This is a genomic window from Methanoregula sp., from assembly GCF_003170075.1.
Lineage (GTDB): Archaea > Halobacteriota > Methanomicrobia > Methanomicrobiales > Methanospirillaceae > Methanoregula.
Window position 1 is genome coordinate 41,242 of sequence record NZ_PMZU01000043.1, and the last position, 16,475, is coordinate 57,716.

General features: G+C 55.3%; 20 protein-coding genes, 2 tRNA genes and 1 other RNA gene. 10 read left to right on the forward strand and 13 right to left on the reverse strand.

What is annotated here, in order from left to right; all coding sequences use genetic code 11:
* Positions 1–98: 98 nt before the first annotated feature.
* The 5 genes from QZN75_RS05295 to QZN75_RS05315 form a co-directional block, all read right to left on the reverse strand.
* Entirely contained in the window at positions 99–374 is a 276-nt protein-coding gene (locus tag QZN75_RS05295) for a DNA-directed RNA polymerase subunit L (protein WP_292425711.1), read from the reverse strand.
* 342 nt (positions 375–716) lie between these two features.
* Positions 717–1,439, reverse strand: a complete 723-nt coding sequence (locus QZN75_RS05300) for an MBL fold metallo-hydrolase (protein WP_292425714.1) — start codon at positions 1,437–1,439, stop codon at positions 717–719.
* Position 1,440: 1 nt separating this feature from the next.
* Complete coding sequence (locus tag QZN75_RS05305; RefSeq protein WP_292425717.1) at positions 1,441–2,715, reverse strand: ATP-binding protein; 1,275 nt, start codon at positions 2,713–2,715, stop codon at positions 1,441–1,443.
* 47 nt (positions 2,716–2,762) lie between these two features.
* Complete coding sequence (map, locus tag QZN75_RS05310) at positions 2,763–3,638, reverse strand: type II methionyl aminopeptidase (RefSeq protein ID WP_292425719.1); 876 nt, start codon at positions 3,636–3,638, stop codon at positions 2,763–2,765.
* A complete protein-coding gene (locus QZN75_RS05315; protein ID WP_292425721.1) occupies positions 3,635–4,762 on the reverse strand; it encodes a Xaa-Pro peptidase family protein in 1,128 nt (375 codons plus the stop codon). Before QZN75_RS05315 ends, map begins: the two co-directional genes overlap by 4 nt.
* 61 nt (positions 4,763–4,823) lie before the next feature.
* Between QZN75_RS05315 and QZN75_RS05320 the strand changes: the two genes are divergently transcribed.
* From QZN75_RS05320 to QZN75_RS05350, 7 genes are all read left to right on the forward strand, one after another.
* Positions 4,824–5,048, forward strand: coding sequence for a hypothetical protein (locus QZN75_RS05320; protein WP_292425723.1), 225 nt, complete (start codon positions 4,824–4,826; stop codon positions 5,046–5,048).
* A 60-nt stretch (positions 5,049–5,108) separates the two neighbouring features.
* The gene (locus QZN75_RS05325; protein WP_292425725.1) at positions 5,109–5,393 is read left to right on the forward strand and encodes a hypothetical protein; all 285 of its coding nucleotides are present in this window, start codon (positions 5,109–5,111) and stop codon (positions 5,391–5,393) included.
* 134 nt (positions 5,394–5,527) lie between these two features.
* Positions 5,528–5,600: transfer RNA gene (locus tag QZN75_RS05330), tRNA-Asn, on the forward strand.
* Between the two features lie 5 nt (positions 5,601–5,605).
* Positions 5,606–5,680, forward strand: a tRNA-Ile gene (locus tag QZN75_RS05335).
* 391 nt (positions 5,681–6,071) lie between these two features.
* Entirely contained in the window at positions 6,072–7,103 is a 1,032-nt protein-coding gene (locus tag QZN75_RS05340) for a hypothetical protein (protein WP_292425727.1), read from the forward strand.
* 99 nt (positions 7,104–7,202) lie between these two features.
* Positions 7,203–7,514: signal recognition particle sRNA (gene ffs / locus QZN75_RS05345), an RNA gene on the forward strand.
* Between the two features lie 13 nt (positions 7,515–7,527).
* The gene (locus QZN75_RS05350; protein WP_292425729.1) at positions 7,528–8,535 is read left to right on the forward strand and encodes a malate dehydrogenase; all 1,008 of its coding nucleotides are present in this window, start codon (positions 7,528–7,530) and stop codon (positions 8,533–8,535) included.
* 47 nt (positions 8,536–8,582) lie between these two features.
* Here the strand turns inward: QZN75_RS05350 and QZN75_RS05355 are convergent, their stop codons facing one another.
* Genes QZN75_RS05355 through QZN75_RS05365 form a run of 3 tightly spaced genes read right to left on the reverse strand, consistent with a single transcriptional unit; the run spans position 8,583 to position 9,683 of the window.
* Positions 8,583–8,840, reverse strand: coding sequence for an elongation factor 1-beta (locus QZN75_RS05355; RefSeq protein ID WP_292425733.1), 258 nt, complete (start codon positions 8,838–8,840; stop codon positions 8,583–8,585).
* 3 nt (positions 8,841–8,843) lie between these two features.
* Entirely contained in the window at positions 8,844–9,005 is a 162-nt protein-coding gene (locus QZN75_RS05360) for a zinc finger domain-containing protein (RefSeq protein ID WP_292425735.1), read from the reverse strand.
* A gap of 45 nt (positions 9,006–9,050) precedes the next feature.
* Positions 9,051–9,683 (reverse strand): uridylate kinase, encoded by a 633-nt coding sequence (locus tag QZN75_RS05365; RefSeq protein ID WP_292425737.1) that lies wholly within the window; start codon positions 9,681–9,683, stop codon positions 9,051–9,053.
* A gap of 111 nt (positions 9,684–9,794) precedes the next feature.
* Between QZN75_RS05365 and QZN75_RS05370 the strand changes: the two genes are divergently transcribed.
* On the forward strand, positions 9,795–11,399 hold the full coding sequence (locus QZN75_RS05370; RefSeq protein WP_292425740.1) for a phospholipase D-like domain-containing protein: 1,605 nt from the start codon (positions 9,795–9,797) through the stop codon (positions 11,397–11,399).
* 108 nt (positions 11,400–11,507) lie between these two features.
* Here the strand turns inward: QZN75_RS05370 and QZN75_RS05375 are convergent, their stop codons facing one another.
* Both QZN75_RS05375 and QZN75_RS05380 read right to left on the reverse strand, forming a co-directional pair.
* Entirely contained in the window at positions 11,508–11,816 is a 309-nt protein-coding gene (locus QZN75_RS05375; protein WP_292425742.1) for a transcriptional regulator, read from the reverse strand.
* On the reverse strand, positions 11,813–12,058 hold the full coding sequence (locus QZN75_RS05380) for a helix-turn-helix domain-containing protein (protein WP_292425744.1): 246 nt from the start codon (positions 12,056–12,058) through the stop codon (positions 11,813–11,815). Before QZN75_RS05380 ends, QZN75_RS05375 begins: the two co-directional genes overlap by 4 nt.
* Before the next feature lie 70 nt (positions 12,059–12,128).
* Between QZN75_RS05380 and QZN75_RS05385 the strand changes: the two genes are divergently transcribed.
* The gene (locus QZN75_RS05385) at positions 12,129–12,494 is read left to right on the forward strand and encodes a hypothetical protein (protein ID WP_292425747.1); all 366 of its coding nucleotides are present in this window, start codon (positions 12,129–12,131) and stop codon (positions 12,492–12,494) included.
* Between the two features lie 38 nt (positions 12,495–12,532).
* Here QZN75_RS05385 and QZN75_RS05390 read toward each other — a convergent pair whose 3' ends face one another.
* The 3 genes from QZN75_RS05390 to nadX form a co-directional block, all read right to left on the reverse strand.
* Positions 12,533–13,123, reverse strand: a complete 591-nt coding sequence (locus QZN75_RS05390) for a HEAT repeat domain-containing protein (RefSeq protein WP_292425749.1) — start codon at positions 13,121–13,123, stop codon at positions 12,533–12,535.
* A 347-nt stretch (positions 13,124–13,470) separates the two neighbouring features.
* Positions 13,471–14,301, reverse strand: coding sequence for a carboxylating nicotinate-nucleotide diphosphorylase (gene nadC, locus QZN75_RS05395; RefSeq protein WP_292425752.1), 831 nt, complete (start codon positions 14,299–14,301; stop codon positions 13,471–13,473).
* A gap of 20 nt (positions 14,302–14,321) precedes the next feature.
* Entirely contained in the window at positions 14,322–15,080 is a 759-nt protein-coding gene (gene nadX, locus QZN75_RS05400; protein WP_292425754.1) for an aspartate dehydrogenase, read from the reverse strand.
* A 127-nt stretch (positions 15,081–15,207) separates the two neighbouring features.
* Here nadX and QZN75_RS05405 point away from each other — a divergent pair, with 127 nt between their 5' ends.
* The gene (locus QZN75_RS05405) at positions 15,208–16,470 is read left to right on the forward strand and encodes a MiaB/RimO family radical SAM methylthiotransferase (RefSeq protein WP_292425758.1); all 1,263 of its coding nucleotides are present in this window, start codon (positions 15,208–15,210) and stop codon (positions 16,468–16,470) included.
* Positions 16,471–16,475: the final 5 nt, after the last annotated feature.

Genomic DNA, 16,475 nt, shown 5'->3' on the forward strand with positions numbered 1-16,475 from the left:
AAAGGATTATTGTTTTAGTTTTGCCGGCTTGTGACGTCGAATAATATGCGTGCTGATAAGAGCCAAAAAAGAATATTAAGAACTATTTTTGTGGGCACTTATTTCTGTTTTGCAAGGCCTTTGATGAGGGCGTCGCAGTTGCCGGATAGTTTTTTGCAGGCCTTCTTTATGACGGTCAGGGGGTTTTTCTTAGCGCTCTTGGTGGTCACCAGCAGCTCCGGGTCTGAGAACTGGAACTCGATGGTGTATTTTGCGACATCGACGTCCGGATCGGTCAGGATTTCCTCGACAAGGGCGTTCATGAACGTGTGGCCCTCCCCCTGGATGACGAGTCGTGCCTTGTCTTTTTCGAGTTCAAGTACTTTTACAATCATGCACCTATGTTTGGGAACCTGTAAACTATTAAAGTATGGGTGAGTGCGGCATGGTGCCGTAAAAAAAATCCTCTCTAACCGGTCCGGAATAAAAGGATGGTTTCCTACGAAACTCGAATCAATCCGATGTGATGAGGAGATTGTTCCCTTCCTCCCCATGAACGATGAACGCCGCCGCACCCGACAGGGCTCCCCCTCGGCGGATCAGTGACTATGAAATAATAAAAAAACGTCCCTGCCCCGCCGGGTCTCTTAAGGGGCCCTGAGGCGGGGAACCCTCACACCCGTTTAAACGATTTTTCATAATTCCGGTGTTAACCAGATCGGTTTAAGCCTCTTTTTTTATGGAAACTCGAAGATTTCGCCGTCATATCCAAGATGCGGGTACTCCCAAGGCATCACGTGGCTGACGTGGACGCACCGGAACGCCTTCGGGTGCAGACTTTCGGCAAGCGTGCAGGCATCGAGATAGTTCATGTGCTTCGTGATCGTGATATGCGAGGGCACGAGGGCGTCAAGCAGGAGCAGGTCGAGGTTTTCGAGCAGGTCGAGGCTTTTCTGCGGGATGTCCCGGTTGGTATCCGATGTATACCCAACCCTCGCCCCGCCCGCTTCAAAGACAAATCCGCAGGTATAGGCCGGGGGATGCTTTACCAGAAACGGCGTGATCGTGATCCCGAAGAGATTAAACGGCACATAGGGTTCCACCGGCATCCGGTCAAAGTTCAGGAACCTGAACGTCTCGCCGCAGTACCGGAGCACCGTGTCGGCGGCAAAGACCGGGGGTACCTTCTGCACCCGGTAAAACTCGCCAAAGCCCATGAAATGATCGTAGTGCCCGTGGGTCCAGATCACCGCGTCGATATGGGGTGAGCCGTGCCGGAGGAGCTGCTGCCTGAGGTCGGGCGAGGAATCCACCAGGATGTGGTGGCCGTCCTTTTCGATGAGGATGGATGTCCGCAGCCGGCCGGTGCCGGTCTTTTGCGCACGCATGCACTGGGGGCAGTCGCACCCGATCTTCGGGGTCCCGATTGCATCCCCGGTACCGAGCAGTGTGAACTTCATCCTACATCCAGTTCAGGTTCCGGATCGCTTCACGGTTTTTGACCATGCGGATCCCTGTTTCGAGATCCTTGTGGTCGATGGCTTCGCGCTTGTCCATGAGCGCCGAGAGAAGCGCCTCTTTTACCATGAGTCGTATATCGGCACCAGAGAAGCCCTCGGTCAGTGCCGCCATCTCCTGGTAGTCGCAGGTGCAGGCCATGGATGATGTGACGTTCTTTAGGATCTCTCTTCGCATCTCCTCATCGGGCAGGGCAAACTCCACGACCTCATCAAACCGTCGCCACGCGGCTTCATCAAGCAACTGCGGGTGGTTGGTGGCACCGATCAACAGGACGCTGTTTTTGATCAGGCTGATACGGTCGATATTTTTCAGGAGTGCGTTGACCGCCCGCTTCATCGCGCCATGGTCGTCGCTGACCCGGCTCTTTGCGACAAAATCGAACTCGTCGATAAAGAGGATCGAGGGCGAGATTTTCTTTGCAAGCTCGAAGATCTTGTCGATGTTTTTGGAAGTCTCCCCGAGGTACTGGGATGTGATCATCGAGAGCCGGACTTCGAGAACCGGCATGTGCATATCATGGGCCATCGCAAGGGCGAGCGAGGTTTTCCCGGTGCCGGGCGGGCCGACGAAAAGAAGTTTTCCCACTTCGTAAATCCGGTGGCGGTTCAGGAAATCACGGTGGTGCAGTGCGTGGTGGATCTTTTCGATGATCGCGGTCTGCTCCGGCGAGCAGACAATATCGTCCATCCGCTGCTCGACCTCTTCAGGAGCGCTCACGATCACAAGATCGAGGGCTCCCCTGATTTTCTCATCCTCACCGATCAGTTTGGTGATTTTGGCATCGAGACTGGCTTTGGTGTCTTCGTAAGGCGGGTTTGCCTTCCGTACTTCCTTGTAGGAGATCCCCGTGCCGTTGAAAGATTCAAAGAAAAAGGCAAGGGCCGGGTTTTGCCCGATGAGCGACTTACCCCCCTGTGCAAGAAACCATTCCGCGGCCGGTTTGAGGGTAGTAATCTTCAGACGCTGGCCGAAGTCCTCGTACGACACGAACGGGTTTTTGGCGATCTTCTCATGCGCAGCCGCGATGTCGAGCGTACGCTTGATCAACCCGTCGCTCACATAAACCGGGCGCTTGATGCTTTTGGTATCCCCGGAACAGAACATCTCCCGGCACACGGGTGTCAGGTCATTGAGATCGAGCGTCGGGTTCTGGTTAAAAATTTCGGCAGTCAGCAGGACTTCCATGATGCGCAGGCTTTCCAAATCTCCGGACATGGCTGTAACCTTTACTATTTAACGCCTGAATCTTTATACCTATCCCATCACCGGGTTGTCACGATGCAGCCATCGGCAGTCACGATCAGGGTGTGCTCATGCTGGGAGACAAGCGAGCCCGGGATATCTGAAAGGACCGGGTAGCCGTGGACAATCTGGGACCTGGCCAGACCGAGGAGTGCGAGATCCTTCTTTTTATCGTTGAGCGAGCGGCGGGAGAAGGGAAGTCCGTGAAGAGCACTGATCTGCTCCATGACTGCACGGGCTGATGGGATCCGGACAGGTTTTTCTGCGATCTGGGAGTAGATCTCGACCCGTGTCTTCTCGCCGACACGCCCGCTCCCGGTCGTGGCGAATGGTTCAATGGCAATCGCCATGCCTTCTTCAAGCACCGTGCCGCCATGGATGCTGATGTTGGGGATTGTCGGGTCCATGTGGGCCACGTACTGGTCGAGACCGTGACCGGTGAGATTTGCAATGGGCCGGTATCCCCTGCCCAGGATCTCCTTTTCGACCGCTGCGCCCAGTTCTCCGGTAGTAACACCCGGACGGACCAGTTTTATCGCCGCTTCGAGCGCCTCGCGGGACGCTTCAAGGAGGAGCTCGTTGTTTCCCAGGTCGACTGTTGTTGCGGTATCCGCGATGTAGCCGTCGATCTGCACCCCGAGATCGAACTTGACGACATCTCCTCTGGCAAAGACCCGCTCATCACCGGTCGATGCGGTATCGTGCGCCGCGTCCTCGTTTAAGGAGACGTTGAGCGGGAAGGCAAGATCTGCGCCCTCGTTTTTCACCCGGGCCTCCACGGATTCTACCAGTTCAAGGTAGGACCTGCCGACCCGTATTTCCTGTCTGCTCTCTTTTAAGATAGTGGCGGCAAGTTTTCCTGCAGTCACGTATTTTTCGAGTATCTCGTCATTCATACGATCAGGTTCTCCTCATATTTCGTGAAATCCGTAAATTTCTTTGCGCGCACCGCGCCCATGTCTTCGAGCCGGATACCGCCGACCCCGGGGTAATAAAGGCCCGGTTCGACCGTGACGACAAAACCCTCTTTTAGTGTTGTGCCCGCCGCCCCGATCGTGGGGAGTTCGTGGACCTGGAGCCCGACGCCGTGACCGAGGTTGTGGATGAACCCCCGGGTATCGCTCTCATAGCCCCGGCTTTTGAAATAGTCGACGACAGCGTTATGGGCATCCGCGCCCGACACCCCGGCTTTTATACGGGAGATCCCGATCTGCTGGGCCTCTTTTACTGCCTCGTACATATCGATAATCTGCCGGTCCGGTTTTCCTTTCGAGACGGTGCGGGTCATATCCGCGTAATATCCCGTTGCCTCGTCCCGGGGGAACATGTCGATCACGATGGGAACATTTGGCCTGAGCGGGCCGCTCCCGATGATGTGCGGAAACGCAGTATCCTCGCCGCACGAGATGATGGTCTCCACCGCACGGCAGCCGTCATCCATAAGCTGCTTGTGCATCGCTGTCCGCACCAGTTCCGAAGTAAGCGGTGTGCCATCATGGTACAGGATGCCTTTTTTTGTGGTCGCGTTTCTGATAAGTGAGATCCCAAGTGCCATCACGCGTTCGGTTTTCTTCTGCACCGTTTGAATGAGCCGGATCTCTTCGGGCGTTTTTTTTGCACGCATCTGTTCAATGGTCCCTTCGTCAACGATCACCCGGGCAGACTCTTCGAGCGCCCGCAGGAGCGCCGCGGGAAGGGTGGGCGAGATGAGCAGGGTCTTTCCGGCCTGTCCTGCGATCATCTGCGCGGCCGCCTTCCATGGGTTCTTCTCTTTTTTTGCGATCCCGGGAAGGCCTGCCTGCGTCCGGGTCATGACGGCGGCGATCGATTCACGGGAGGCCCGCTCGGCTTCCATCAGGGGGACAATGATGGTCCCGGGCTGCCGGTGCTTTTTAAAAAAGACAAAGGGGTCATGCATCACAAACCTGGAAAGGTAGCGCATATCGGCGTCCTCTCCTCCGGCATAGTGCACAAAGGCATCTGCCCTGCACTTCTTCATTGCAGCGTCCAGTGGATCCATTGCCGTACATTTACGCGCTGAAACGTCAAGTACTTTTATTCCCGAATTCAACGTACGAGTCATGGACGAAACAACAAAAGAACAGTTCAAGTGGAAATTTTACCGGCTAGCCGTCCAGCTCAACGCGATCATCCTGCTCGTGGCGCTTGCGGTGCTCGCGATCTTCCTTGTCCCGGACCCGTACCGGCTTCCTGCCGTGGCAGTCATGCTGGCCATTGCCGTTGTGCTTTCATGGAACTTTGTCCTGAAATACCGGTCGACCAAAGCATGGCTTGATGAGCATTGAAATAAAGGTAAGAAGAGAGGAACAGAATAAAAGGAAGCGGGATTGTTCCGTGGCGATACCATGCTCAAGAGAATGAAGGAAGAGATTGAACTCTTAAGCCGGCACATCGAAGTGGCCCGGACGGTGGCGGAACACCAGCCGATCGGGATCATGAAGCTTGCCGAGATCCTCGATCTCCCGTCGCACCGGATACGGTACTCCCTTCATGTGCTCGAACAGCTGGGGTACATCCGCGCATCATCTGAGGGAGCGGTCGCAACCGAGCGGACCTTGGAACTCTTTGCGCACTTAAACGAGGACCTGGACGATATCATCCGGCTCGTGAACGCGATGAAAAAACCCTGACCGGCAATTCCCCCGCGGATTTCTCCCGTATTGTCCACGTCCCGTGGTTTCAGGCAGACCGGTAACGTCATTCCCCCCCCTTAGTTACCTTTAAAAAGCCTCACAAAGAACCTATTAAGGCACAGAAGTCTGTTGCCGCCATAACTCAGTTGGTAGAGTGGCTGGCTGTTAACCAGCATGTCACAGGTTCGAGTCCTGTTGGCGGCGCTTATGGGCCTGTAGCTCAGTCCGGTTAGAGCGCCCGGCTCATAACCGGGCGGTCATGCGTTCGAATCGCATCAGGCCCATTGTAATTATCGCTCTGTCCTTTTTCTCGTAATCTTTCTTATGAAAATCATCCAGATATGGTGATGGGATTGTTATCTCCCTCTCCCATGTATGATGCGTGCCGCCGCCCCCGAAGGGGCGCCCCCGCGGCGGATCAGGACCTGATATTTACACGAAAAGCCAAACTAAAAAAAAATCCCTTGCCCCGCCGTGCCCCGGAGGGGCCCTGAGGCGGGGAACCTTCGTACTGTTTTACCGGTTTTCATAGTTTCGGAGTGAACCTAAGGTAGTTTATGTGCGTTCCTACAGATGGTGACATATTGGACATTTTTCCGGACGCCTATCATCACTACCCCATTCGTGAAAGTATTTGGCAAAGTTTCTATGGCAGGAGATTCCAAGCACCCTTTTATGGAATGTCCCGTTTGCGGCAGTGATTGTGTTCATTCAGCGCCGGAGATCCTCAAAGATCTTCCCACGCGGTTTCTTCCCTGTGCAGAGTGCAGTATGCGGGTTCTTGACAAACGTGCGCCGCTCCCTGCACTTACGTATGCAGCACCATGTTCCTGCGGGAAACGGTTTATCGACGAAGTTTTTGCGCACATGTACGTGATCATGCGGGAGGAAGGCGATCTCACCTCCAGCGATCCGCTCATCGCTGTCGGATCGCCGCTCATTCATCCCGGCTTTGCGATGGACCTTCCCCCGTTTCTTCCGGCAAAATCACTGCTGCTGTTGTCAGGGAAGGTGCAGGAGAAGGCGGCCCGGCGGATCGTCGCCGAAGTTCCCGAAGTCCGGGGCGTCGTTAAAACCGCGGATTTTGTTCCCGGGCTTGTCTCCCACGATGTGGATACGGTACCGCGGGTCTATACGCTCCTTGCCGGTTGCGATGTCAGGGCAGATATTTATCCGCTTGCCTCCGGGCCTCTTGTTGTGTACAAACAACAGTCCCTCATCCATATCGAGTTTCCGCGCTCAGGTTATCCCAAATTGCGGTCGGTTGCGGCCCACGTGGGAAAACCACCGGTTCCCTTCTTTGTAGATGCATGCTCGGGGCCGGGGACGCTTGGCCTTGCAGCAGCGTGCCTTGGTGTGCCACATGTGGTCATGAACGATGCCTGGTACGCCTCAGCGTTCTGGTCGGCGTTTAATCTCGAAGTCAATCGCGTTTACTTCGATGCAAAAGAGGTGCGGATCTACGGGCAGCTCGGGGATATGGCCCGTCACCCGGTCGCCCGGGAACCGGTGAAGATTGCCGAGACCGTGGGCCGGCAGACCATCGAAGTTTACCAGGGGGATTTTCGGAAACTGGATCGCGTGATCCCCGGGGATGCGCACCCGGTGGCTGCGCTGGATATTTTTGACAAGAACAACCAGAAGGAGGTATCCATACTGCTCGGCAACTGGCAGAGACGTATAGGCGGAGATGTGTTTGTTCCCTGAAAAGAGAGCCCCTTCGGCGGGGTTAGTTTTAAGGTCCATTCCGGAAGGGCACTTGGGCATACGAGTGACAAGGATTTATTGACCGGTAGACAAAGCTATATGGGGACTAGCCCGGGTGGCTCGGCGTCACTTGTAACCCGAAACCGTCGGTACGCGGGGGGCGAAGTTTGACGAAGGCTGCAACGATCTGCTGGAGCCTCTCGTATTCTGACGTTGAAACCTCGTCCCATGAGGTCGATGGCCAGGTATCAAAATTCCGGAGGGAATGGCGACCTGTCGCTGCGGGAACCGGTTCAGGCCCGGAAGGGAGCAGACTTACCGCTGACATCCGGCGCCCATGGGGTAACGGGGCGGAGGATGAGTACTTGGGCAAAAGGAGTGACGTACAGTCGACCGATAACACGTCCCCAATTCTTGTGATACCATGTCAAAAGTCACCATGATCGGTGCAACCGGCAATGTCGGTATTTTTGCCGCATATGCTATTTCCGCAGATCCTCATGTTAACGAGATCCAGCTGTACGGGCGCGAAGGGCGCGAGGCTCTCTTAAAAGGCATCGCGCAGGATTTTATTGATTCATTTGCGGCCCGGGGGACAAATATCAGGATCACCTGGACAACCAACCTCAAGGATGTGGCCGGGTCCGATATCGTGGTTATTACTGCGGGAACTCCCCGTGGCCCGGGACAGGATCGTCTTGATCTTGCGCTCGGGAATGCCCGTATTGTCGCGCCTATGGCAAAGACGATTGGCGCTGTTGCACCTGATACCAAGATCATCATGGTGACAAATCCGGTCGACGTGATGACATGCGTCGCCCTGAAATATTCCGGCCTCAAACCCAATCAGGTCTTTGGCCTTGGCACGCATCTGGACTCGATGAGGCTAAAATCGCTGATTGCGACCTATTTTAAAGTACATGTGAGCGAAGTCCACACCCGTATTATCGGGGAACATGGCGACAGCATGGTGCCGCTCTGGTCGGCGACCACAATCGGTGGGATCAAGATCTCCAACCTGCCGGCGTTCGCGCACCTGCCGGTGCAGGATTTCATCCAGTCCGTTAAGTCCAGCGGCGAACAGATCATCAAAAACAAGGGATCGACAGTATACGGTCCCGGCGAAGCAATCGCGTCGCTGGTAAGAACGGTCCTTGGCGACGATAACCGGATCCTGACCGTCTCATCCTATGTGAAAAGCGAGGTTCACGGGATCGGCGGTGTCTGTATCGGCGTTCCTGCCCGGATCAACCGGAACGGTGCGTTCCCGGTGACCATCAGGATCGATGAGTCCGAGGTTATTGCATACGGTGAATCAGTCGAGAAGATCCGCGCGACCACGAAGCAGGTTATTGAAAAACTTGATAGCGAAAAGGAGCCGTGCGCTCCTAAAAAGCCGAAGAGATCCCCTTCCGGAAAATCCGGTCTGTAAAGTTAAACGATTAAAAACAGCGGGAATAAGGATAAACGATCCCTATTCTATGTGAGCGTTACTTCAACAATTTCTGCCCGCTCGACGCCGGGGATTGTGTTCAGTTGTCCCTCAATTGCATCCGTCTCGCCACCGGCGTCGTTGACGATAGCGGCAAGTTTGAGCGCCTTGAGTCCGAATCCGATCGGCTCTTCCTGGATATCCTGGATACCGGGCAGTTTCTGTTTGAGCGCGCTTTTGAGTTTTTCGAGGTCAACTTCCGGTGATTCCGGCATGACCCTGACAATTACGGCAACTTTGCCCATGCCTCACGGTCCCCCGAATCCACACTTCGGGCAGACGTAGGGAATACTCTGCTCCCTGCACCGGTAGCACCGGGTGATCTCGACACCGCACGCGGGGCACGCAAAGACTGTTGAGCCCTCTTCTGCAAGCGGAGCGCTGCAGGACGTACACTTTTTATCTGACATGATATCGCTCCTTTAAGGATTCCTATAGTATCTCTTTTAGTACTTTTAAAAGGTTGTACCAATGCCGGTACCGCGAACCTGCTCCCCACGAAGCCAGCGGCAGATCCGCACCGGGTCGGTACCGTTGAGGATAAACGTCCTGATCCGGTGTTCGAGTACATAAGGAATAAAACAGGGATCGACGACATCGGTTGCCACGGGGCTTTCTATGCGGGCCATGAGTTTCCCGGCGGCTTCGATACCATCTACGGATTTGAGTACCAGCAGATCGCCACCGAGCCTGCCGGCGACCCATGCGGCGATGGTATCGGATGTAACATCCCATGAATGGGGGAGGGGATCATACCTGCGCAGGGCACAGTAGGGGAGGAGGACGCATGTATCCCGGGGACGTGCGATCTTCGTGGTTATTCCTATACCCTGCGCGGAAAGCATCCACCCGTACTGGTCCATAGCGGCGCAGGCCATCCAATGGGCGGCGTCAGCATTAGTGCCGGCCTCTGACTGCCGGACCTCATCGGCAAAAGTTCCCCCTCCCGGGACGATTAGCAGGGGACGATGAGTGGATCGCAGGACCGGGACGATCTCAGCGATGCGGGGAGAAAGGCTGCCGCCCAGTTTCACTATGGTGACGGGCGATTTATGATTGGGAGATCCATGCCGCGCCTGCGCTGTCATCTCCCAAGGGTTATATTCCCTGATTATAAAAAGAGAAGATACCGGGTTTTTATGCGTCGTCTCTCCCTTGTCCTCCTGTTTTTCTGCACTTGCGTGATATCGTGTGGTGCGGTGCAGATCATTGAGTTCTGTCCGGACCCCTATCAGGCCGATGACATGGATGAGTACGTTGTCGTGTCCGGTACCGGGTCTCTTGATGCCATCGCCATCTCCGATAACCACGGCGGTTTCCGGTTTCCTTCCGGAACGGTCATCAACGGTACCCTGACGGTTGCACGGAGTGCCCCCGCGTTTGAAAAGACCCACGGGAGGCTCCCGGATTTTGAATGGCAGAATTATTCATCGCAGGTACCGGATGTTGTCTCCGGTACGACGATGAGGCTGGCTAATACCCGGGATGAACTGATGGTCTATGAGAACAGCCGTCTCGTGCAGAAGATTACCTGGCCCGGGGATGTCAAACCCCGGGAAGGCCAGGTACATTTTCTCGAAAACGGTGTCTGGGACCTCCGCCCGCTTATGCTCGGGCAGTCGCGGCTTGATAAGGAGACCTTTGAGAATGTGACAGTTACCGCCTTTGTCTCCCCTGACAGTTCCCTTGAGGTATTTTCCGGTGCGGTTTCGTCAGCGCAGCAGCAGGTGCTGGTGAACGTCTACGAACTCTCAAGCGTCAATATCACCGGTGCCCTCATCGATGCAGAAAAACGCGGGGTGGATGTAGAAGTCCTTCTTGAGGGTGGACCGGTCGGGGGGATCAGTCCTGAAGAAAAAGCGGCAATCTGGCGGTTGAACCAGAGCGGGATCCCTGTCTTTGAGATGGCGACATCTGAAAGCGGGCATGCGCCGTACCGGTACGATCATGCAAAATATGTTGTCATCGATGACCGTGCCGTCCTTGTGACCAGTGAAAATTTCGGGCACAGCGGGTTTCCCCCACCAGGGGAGACCGGGAACCGGGGCTGGGGTGTTTATCTGGAGGATCCCAATATTGCGGTATATTTCCGGGATATTTACCAGACCGATACCGGAGGCCCGGCGATTGTTCCCGTGTATGGTAGTGAAGGGCCGGCCGAGGTATACACTGTAGTCCCCTATCCAGCGCCATTTGCCCCTGCCACCTTTACGGGCGCACGGGTGACACCTGTCATCGCCCCGGATACCAGCAGCGCGATAAGCGGCCTGCTCGAGTCCGCACAGGAAAGTATCGGGATTGAGCAGGCGTATATCACAAACGAGTCAAAGACCGGATTAAATTCCTACCTTGCGACAGCGATCAATGCCTCGCGGCGCGGGGTGCATGTAAGGGTGCTCCTTGATTCCTACTGGTATAATACGGAAGATGAGGCTGACAACGATGAAATGGTTGCGCTGATCAACCATATTGCCGCCACCGAACACCTGCCGCTTGAAGCGCGCTGTGCCGATCTTAAGGTAAGCGGCTTTGAAAAGATCCATAACAAAGGCGTGGTTATCGATGACCGTGCGGTGCTGGTGAGCAGCATCAACTGGAACACGAACTCCCCCGGTTTCAACCGGGAAGCCGGTGTCATCATAGAACAGCCGGAGGTAGCGCGGTATTTCCGGACGGTGTTTGACGCCGACTGGAGTCCGGCAGTGCGCTCGCCACAGCCATCAACCGATTACCTGAAAATCGCGTGTGTCATCGCGGTCATCGGCCTGCTCCTTGTCCTGTATTACCGGCGGCATATCCGGTAAGGGACGGGTATTTTCCGGACCGACGGCACAGAGTCCTTTCGGGCAAAATCCTTCAAAAACAGGAATAACAATCAGAACTGGCGTTTCATATGAATTTCTGAGGAAATTTCAGAATTTTTTGAGTGCGCACTGGCATACGTCACAGAGATTAATATCGCTCTCTCCGGTGACTACTGCAAGTGCCCAGCGATCGATCATCGCATCGAGTTCAGATGACAGTTCAATTGCCCCGTAACCCCGCTTCTTACTCATGTACTGGGATACCGCGGCGCGGGTAACGCCCAGTTTCTTTGCTGTATCGCTCTGGCTGAGGCCCTCTTTGTTGACAAGCCGGGAGACCATCTCTGCTCTCATGGGCGGGAGGAGGTTTCTTACCATGCTGTCGCAGTGCATGAGCGTGCAGGTATGCTTGGTCATACGAGTGCCGGCTGGGATTCGGGGATGGTAACTGGTCTGTTCTGATAGATGATCTGCCGTGCATCCCGGAAGTTGAACTTCTCGATGATGAGGTGGCGCTCTTTGAGTTTTTTCAACGCGTACCGCACAGTTCGCGGTGCAAGCCGGCTTTTCTTGACGAGGTCCTTGTGGGTCATAGCACCACCGGTGCCCAGTATCTCCAGAACCGTCCGTGAGGATGGAGGTAAGGTTTGCTGATACATGATCGTTATGTTAACAGTGTTAACATATCAACCTGTCGGTAATTTATATCCCCGCTTTCAACCATCACCTATGTTCGGGCACCAGGAGCGGGTCGCGATCCTGCTGTTGATCGCGGTAGCTATTGCGGTCATTGCCGCCCACATCATGCTCGTGCAGATCGGGAAAGAGCCATTTGCATCCGCATATACTGATCAGTCTGCCGACGGAACGCTTGTCCACATATCGGGCATCATCGATCAGGCGACCGTTCTCAAAAATGGCGGGCACGTGCTGCTCACCATAGATAACGTCACGGTTTTTGTACCCGCAACCGTTGCCGGTGATCGCTCCTTTGCGAAAGGGACGACCCTCTCCTTGTACGGGACCGTCCAGACATACCAGGGTAAAAAAGAGATCCTCATCAGTTCAGCGGAGGATATCAGGGAAATTCAATAATTTCCGGGGCGGGACAAAAAGTCCTGCGTACAAATCATTTACAATACAGCAGCACCCGGAGCGGCTTTTACTTTTGTCCTTGCGATGGTGTCAAGTGCCTCCTGTGCAGCAGTGCGTACACCGTCATCAGGACCCTCCAGTGCGCCGGTCAGTGCCGGCACCGCACGATCATCACCTATTTCACCCAGTGCCCATGCGGCAGTTTTCCTGACACCCCTTTTTGGATCGTTTAAGAGCAGGATCAATGGCCCGACCGCCCGGTTCTCCCGGAGTTTCCCGAGCCCCCACGCGGCGCCTGTACGGAGCCACTTTTCATTGGATGTAAGGGCAGCAAGCAGGGGTTCGACCGCCCGTGGATCGCCAATCTTCCCCAGCGATTTTGCGGCAAGCCACGCGACATCCATATAAGGGTCTTTTAACGCTGCAATAAGCGGCTCAACGGCTGCAGGATCGCCTTCATCTCCAAGGGCCTCCGCCGCATGCCAGCGAAAGTGAAGACGCTCGCTTTTGAGCAAACGGATATATTCCTGCACCCGTCGCCTGCGGTTTTCTTCACGTGCAGCCAGTTCTTCCGGTGCCGGTGGTTTTTCGTGAAGTGTTGCCGTGGCGGATGTTCCTGTGGTATCCATCCGGATCCCCTCAGGCCAACCCTAAGCCATGGGGGATAATTAATTCTCGTATGGATTTTGGAGATGCCGGCTCACCTGGTCCCGGACTCGCAATCGTCTAAAAAAAAACAACCATAAATCGATCTGGTTACACAGGAATTATGAAAATCGTTTAAATGGGTGCTGCGGGTTCCCCGCCTCAGGGCCTCTTGAGAGGCCCGGTGGGGCAAGAACGTTTTTTTTATTATTGTATTGTCCCTAATCCGCCTCAGGGGCTTTCTGACGGGGGCGGCGGCGTTCATCGTTCATGGGGGTGGAAGGGAACAATTTCCTCATCATATCGGAATGATCCGATTTTCAAAAAGAAACTACTTCAGGATCTCCAGCGTTACCGAGAAATTCCGGACCGTGTGGGTGAGTGCGCCAAGACTGATCACATCAGCCCCGGTCCGCGCGTACTCACGGATCGTCTCTGCGGTAATCCCTCCCGAAAGTTCGATAGTGACCTTATCGCGGAGATCTGCCTGTTCAAGTTCACGGATCGTTGTCCGGACACTGTCCGGTGTCATATTATCGAACAGCAGGATATCTGCGCCGGCCTGTGCAGCCAGAAGTGCATCATCAGCGTTCTCCACCTCGATTTCGATCTTCCGGTAGGTACTTGCCGCCTTTGCCCGCCGGACCGCTTCTTTGACCGGCACAAGGACCAGGTGGTTGTCCTTGATGAGCACGCCATCGCTCAGGCTCGACCGGTGGGGATCGCCGCCCCCGAGAGCCACGGCTTTTTTATCAAGCGCCCGCAGGCCCGGGCAGGTTTTGCGCGTCCCTGCCACCCGGCAGCGGGGGTTTTCAGTCTGCACGAGGTCCACCATCTTTTGTGTCTGCGTGGCAATCCCGCTCATCCTGCCGATGATGTTGAGCGCGGTGCGTTCCACAAGCAGGACCTTCTTTGCATCTCCCGAAAGCGAGAGGAGGACGACCCCGGTCTTTACAACCTCACCGTCGCGGGATTCCTGCTGCACGTCCACCCCGAAATGGGAAAAAAGGGCCGCCGCCTCCAGAAGACCGGCGGCGACGCCCTCCTGTTCGGCCCGGATCACTGCGCGGCAGGTGACATCCGGTATGATCGCATCTGAAGTGACATCCCCGGACGGTGCATCCTCCTCTATGAATTTTAACAGGTATTCCAGCGATACCATAGCAGCATCCCTGTGCATCATCACGTCCCGATGACGAGCGGGCTGTCGAGATTTTTCAACAGGGATAGGATGGAGAGTGCCGCGAGGTAACTTGTCGCCGGGTTGTCGGGACTGGGAACGTTGGTGACCTTAATGTATGTCTCACCGAAACTGCCCTCGATAAAGAGTTCGTGGATGTTTTTGTCTACCGCAGGGTCTGCCCAGAGTTCCACATCGGCATCCTGGCCGGCGGCAAGTCCCATGGCGACCGAGACGTTCACGTTCTTGGGATAGGACTTGATGCAATCGTGCGCTTTGCCGGAGAAGATCCGCTGCCGGGTGGTTGCGGTAAGGCCCAGAGACTGCGGGCTTTTGGTGGTCTTCAGGAGCAGTTTTGTGATCGGTGAGATCTGCCCGATCTTCAGGTTATCCAGCCCGAAGATTGCCCCGCTCGGGATATAGATCTTCGTGCCGGTTTTTCGTGCGGTTGCCACGAGATCGTCCTTGAACACCGGGTCGGTGAGCGCACCTACGCTCATGATCACGAGGTTTTTTTTGTTCAGGAGGACCTCTCTGGCATGCGCCCGCGCCGCACTGACCGATGCCGCCTCGACAACGAGATCGGTATCGGCGTCGAGAAACGCTGCAAAATCCCCGTATGCCTTCCCGTGGCAGATACCGGCGATCTCTGCGGCCCGTTCGGGGACTTTATCGAAGACTGCTGAGATCACAAACCCCTCTGCGTGCTGCGCAATGATATGCCCGATATTGCCGCAGCCCAGCAGCCCGATACGTAACATGGTAAACAGGTTATGGGCATCATGGATTAATGGTTATCCTAAAAGGAAGCGCCGGCACGCGAAGAGCAGGGGTGATGCAGAAAAATGACCTTTAACTGCTCTGTCTCCAAACGATGAGAATAGACACATGGAAGAGAACCGATCAGGATATCCATCCCGGGACACAAAGGACGTATTTGCCGCGCTCGCACAAAAGCGGGTCTATATCGAGACATACGGGTGCAGTTACAACTTCGGGGACACGGCAAACCTTGTGGAGGTGCTTAAACACTACGGGAGCACCCGTGTCGCATCTCCCGATGATGCGGACGCGGTCATTGTTAACACCTGCACGGTGGTCGGGTCGACCGAACGCCGGATGCTCCGTCGTCTTTTTGCACTTCAGGAAAAGCCACTCTTTGTCACCGGTTGCATGCCGCTTGTCCAGCGCGAAGCGATCCTCTCGGTCTGTTCCCCGCTCATTATTCCCCCGGATGCTATACGCAAGGCGTACCTTCGCGTAAGAACGGTTGCTCCCGGAGGTATCGGAATCGTCCAGATCGCGCAGGGCTGTCTCGGACGTTGCACGTACTGCATCACGCGCAGGGCACGGGGGCCGCTTGCAAGTTTTCCCAAACATGAGATCAGAGAAAAAATCCGGTCGTTTATCGGTGCAGGTGCATACGAGATCCAGCTGACGGCCCAAGATGTCAGTGCCTATGGGAGAGACACGGGAACAGACCTCCCCACCCTTCTCTCATCCCTCAGTGATCTTAAGGGAAATTACCGCATCCGCATCGGGATGATGAACCCGGCGACCGTTCTCCCTGTCCTTGACGATCTTGTGGATGTATATGCCAGCGACCGGATCTTCAGGTTTGTGCACCTGCCGGTCCAGTCTGGGTCCGACTGTATCCTCGAACGGATGGGCCGGGGATATACGGTAAAGGAGTTTCTTGAGATCGTTTCCGCGTTCCGCAGGCGGTATCCCGGCATCAGCATCGCCACGGATTTCATTGTCGGTTTTCCCGGGGAGACAGAAGATGATTTTTCCCGGTCCCTTGCACTTGTCGGGCGGACAAAACCTGCAAAGGTCAATGTCACACGGTATTCACACCGCCCGTTCACCGGCCCGTTTGCGGAAAATGACTTTCCGGATTCGGTAAAAAAAGACCGGTCCCGGCTCCTGAATGCATACGCGGAAGAACAGTACTCCGCTGTCAACCGCCCGCTCCTTGGAACCACGGTTTCCTGTGTTGTAACAGAGAAACTCCGCCCGGGATCGGTCATGGCCCGGACTGCCACCTACCAGGGTGTTGTCATTGGAACAGATCTCCCGATCGGGGCTGCCGCAGAAGTCATTCTCAAAAAAGACCGGAAGTATTTTTTTATGGGCGATCTTGTTGGATGAGTCCC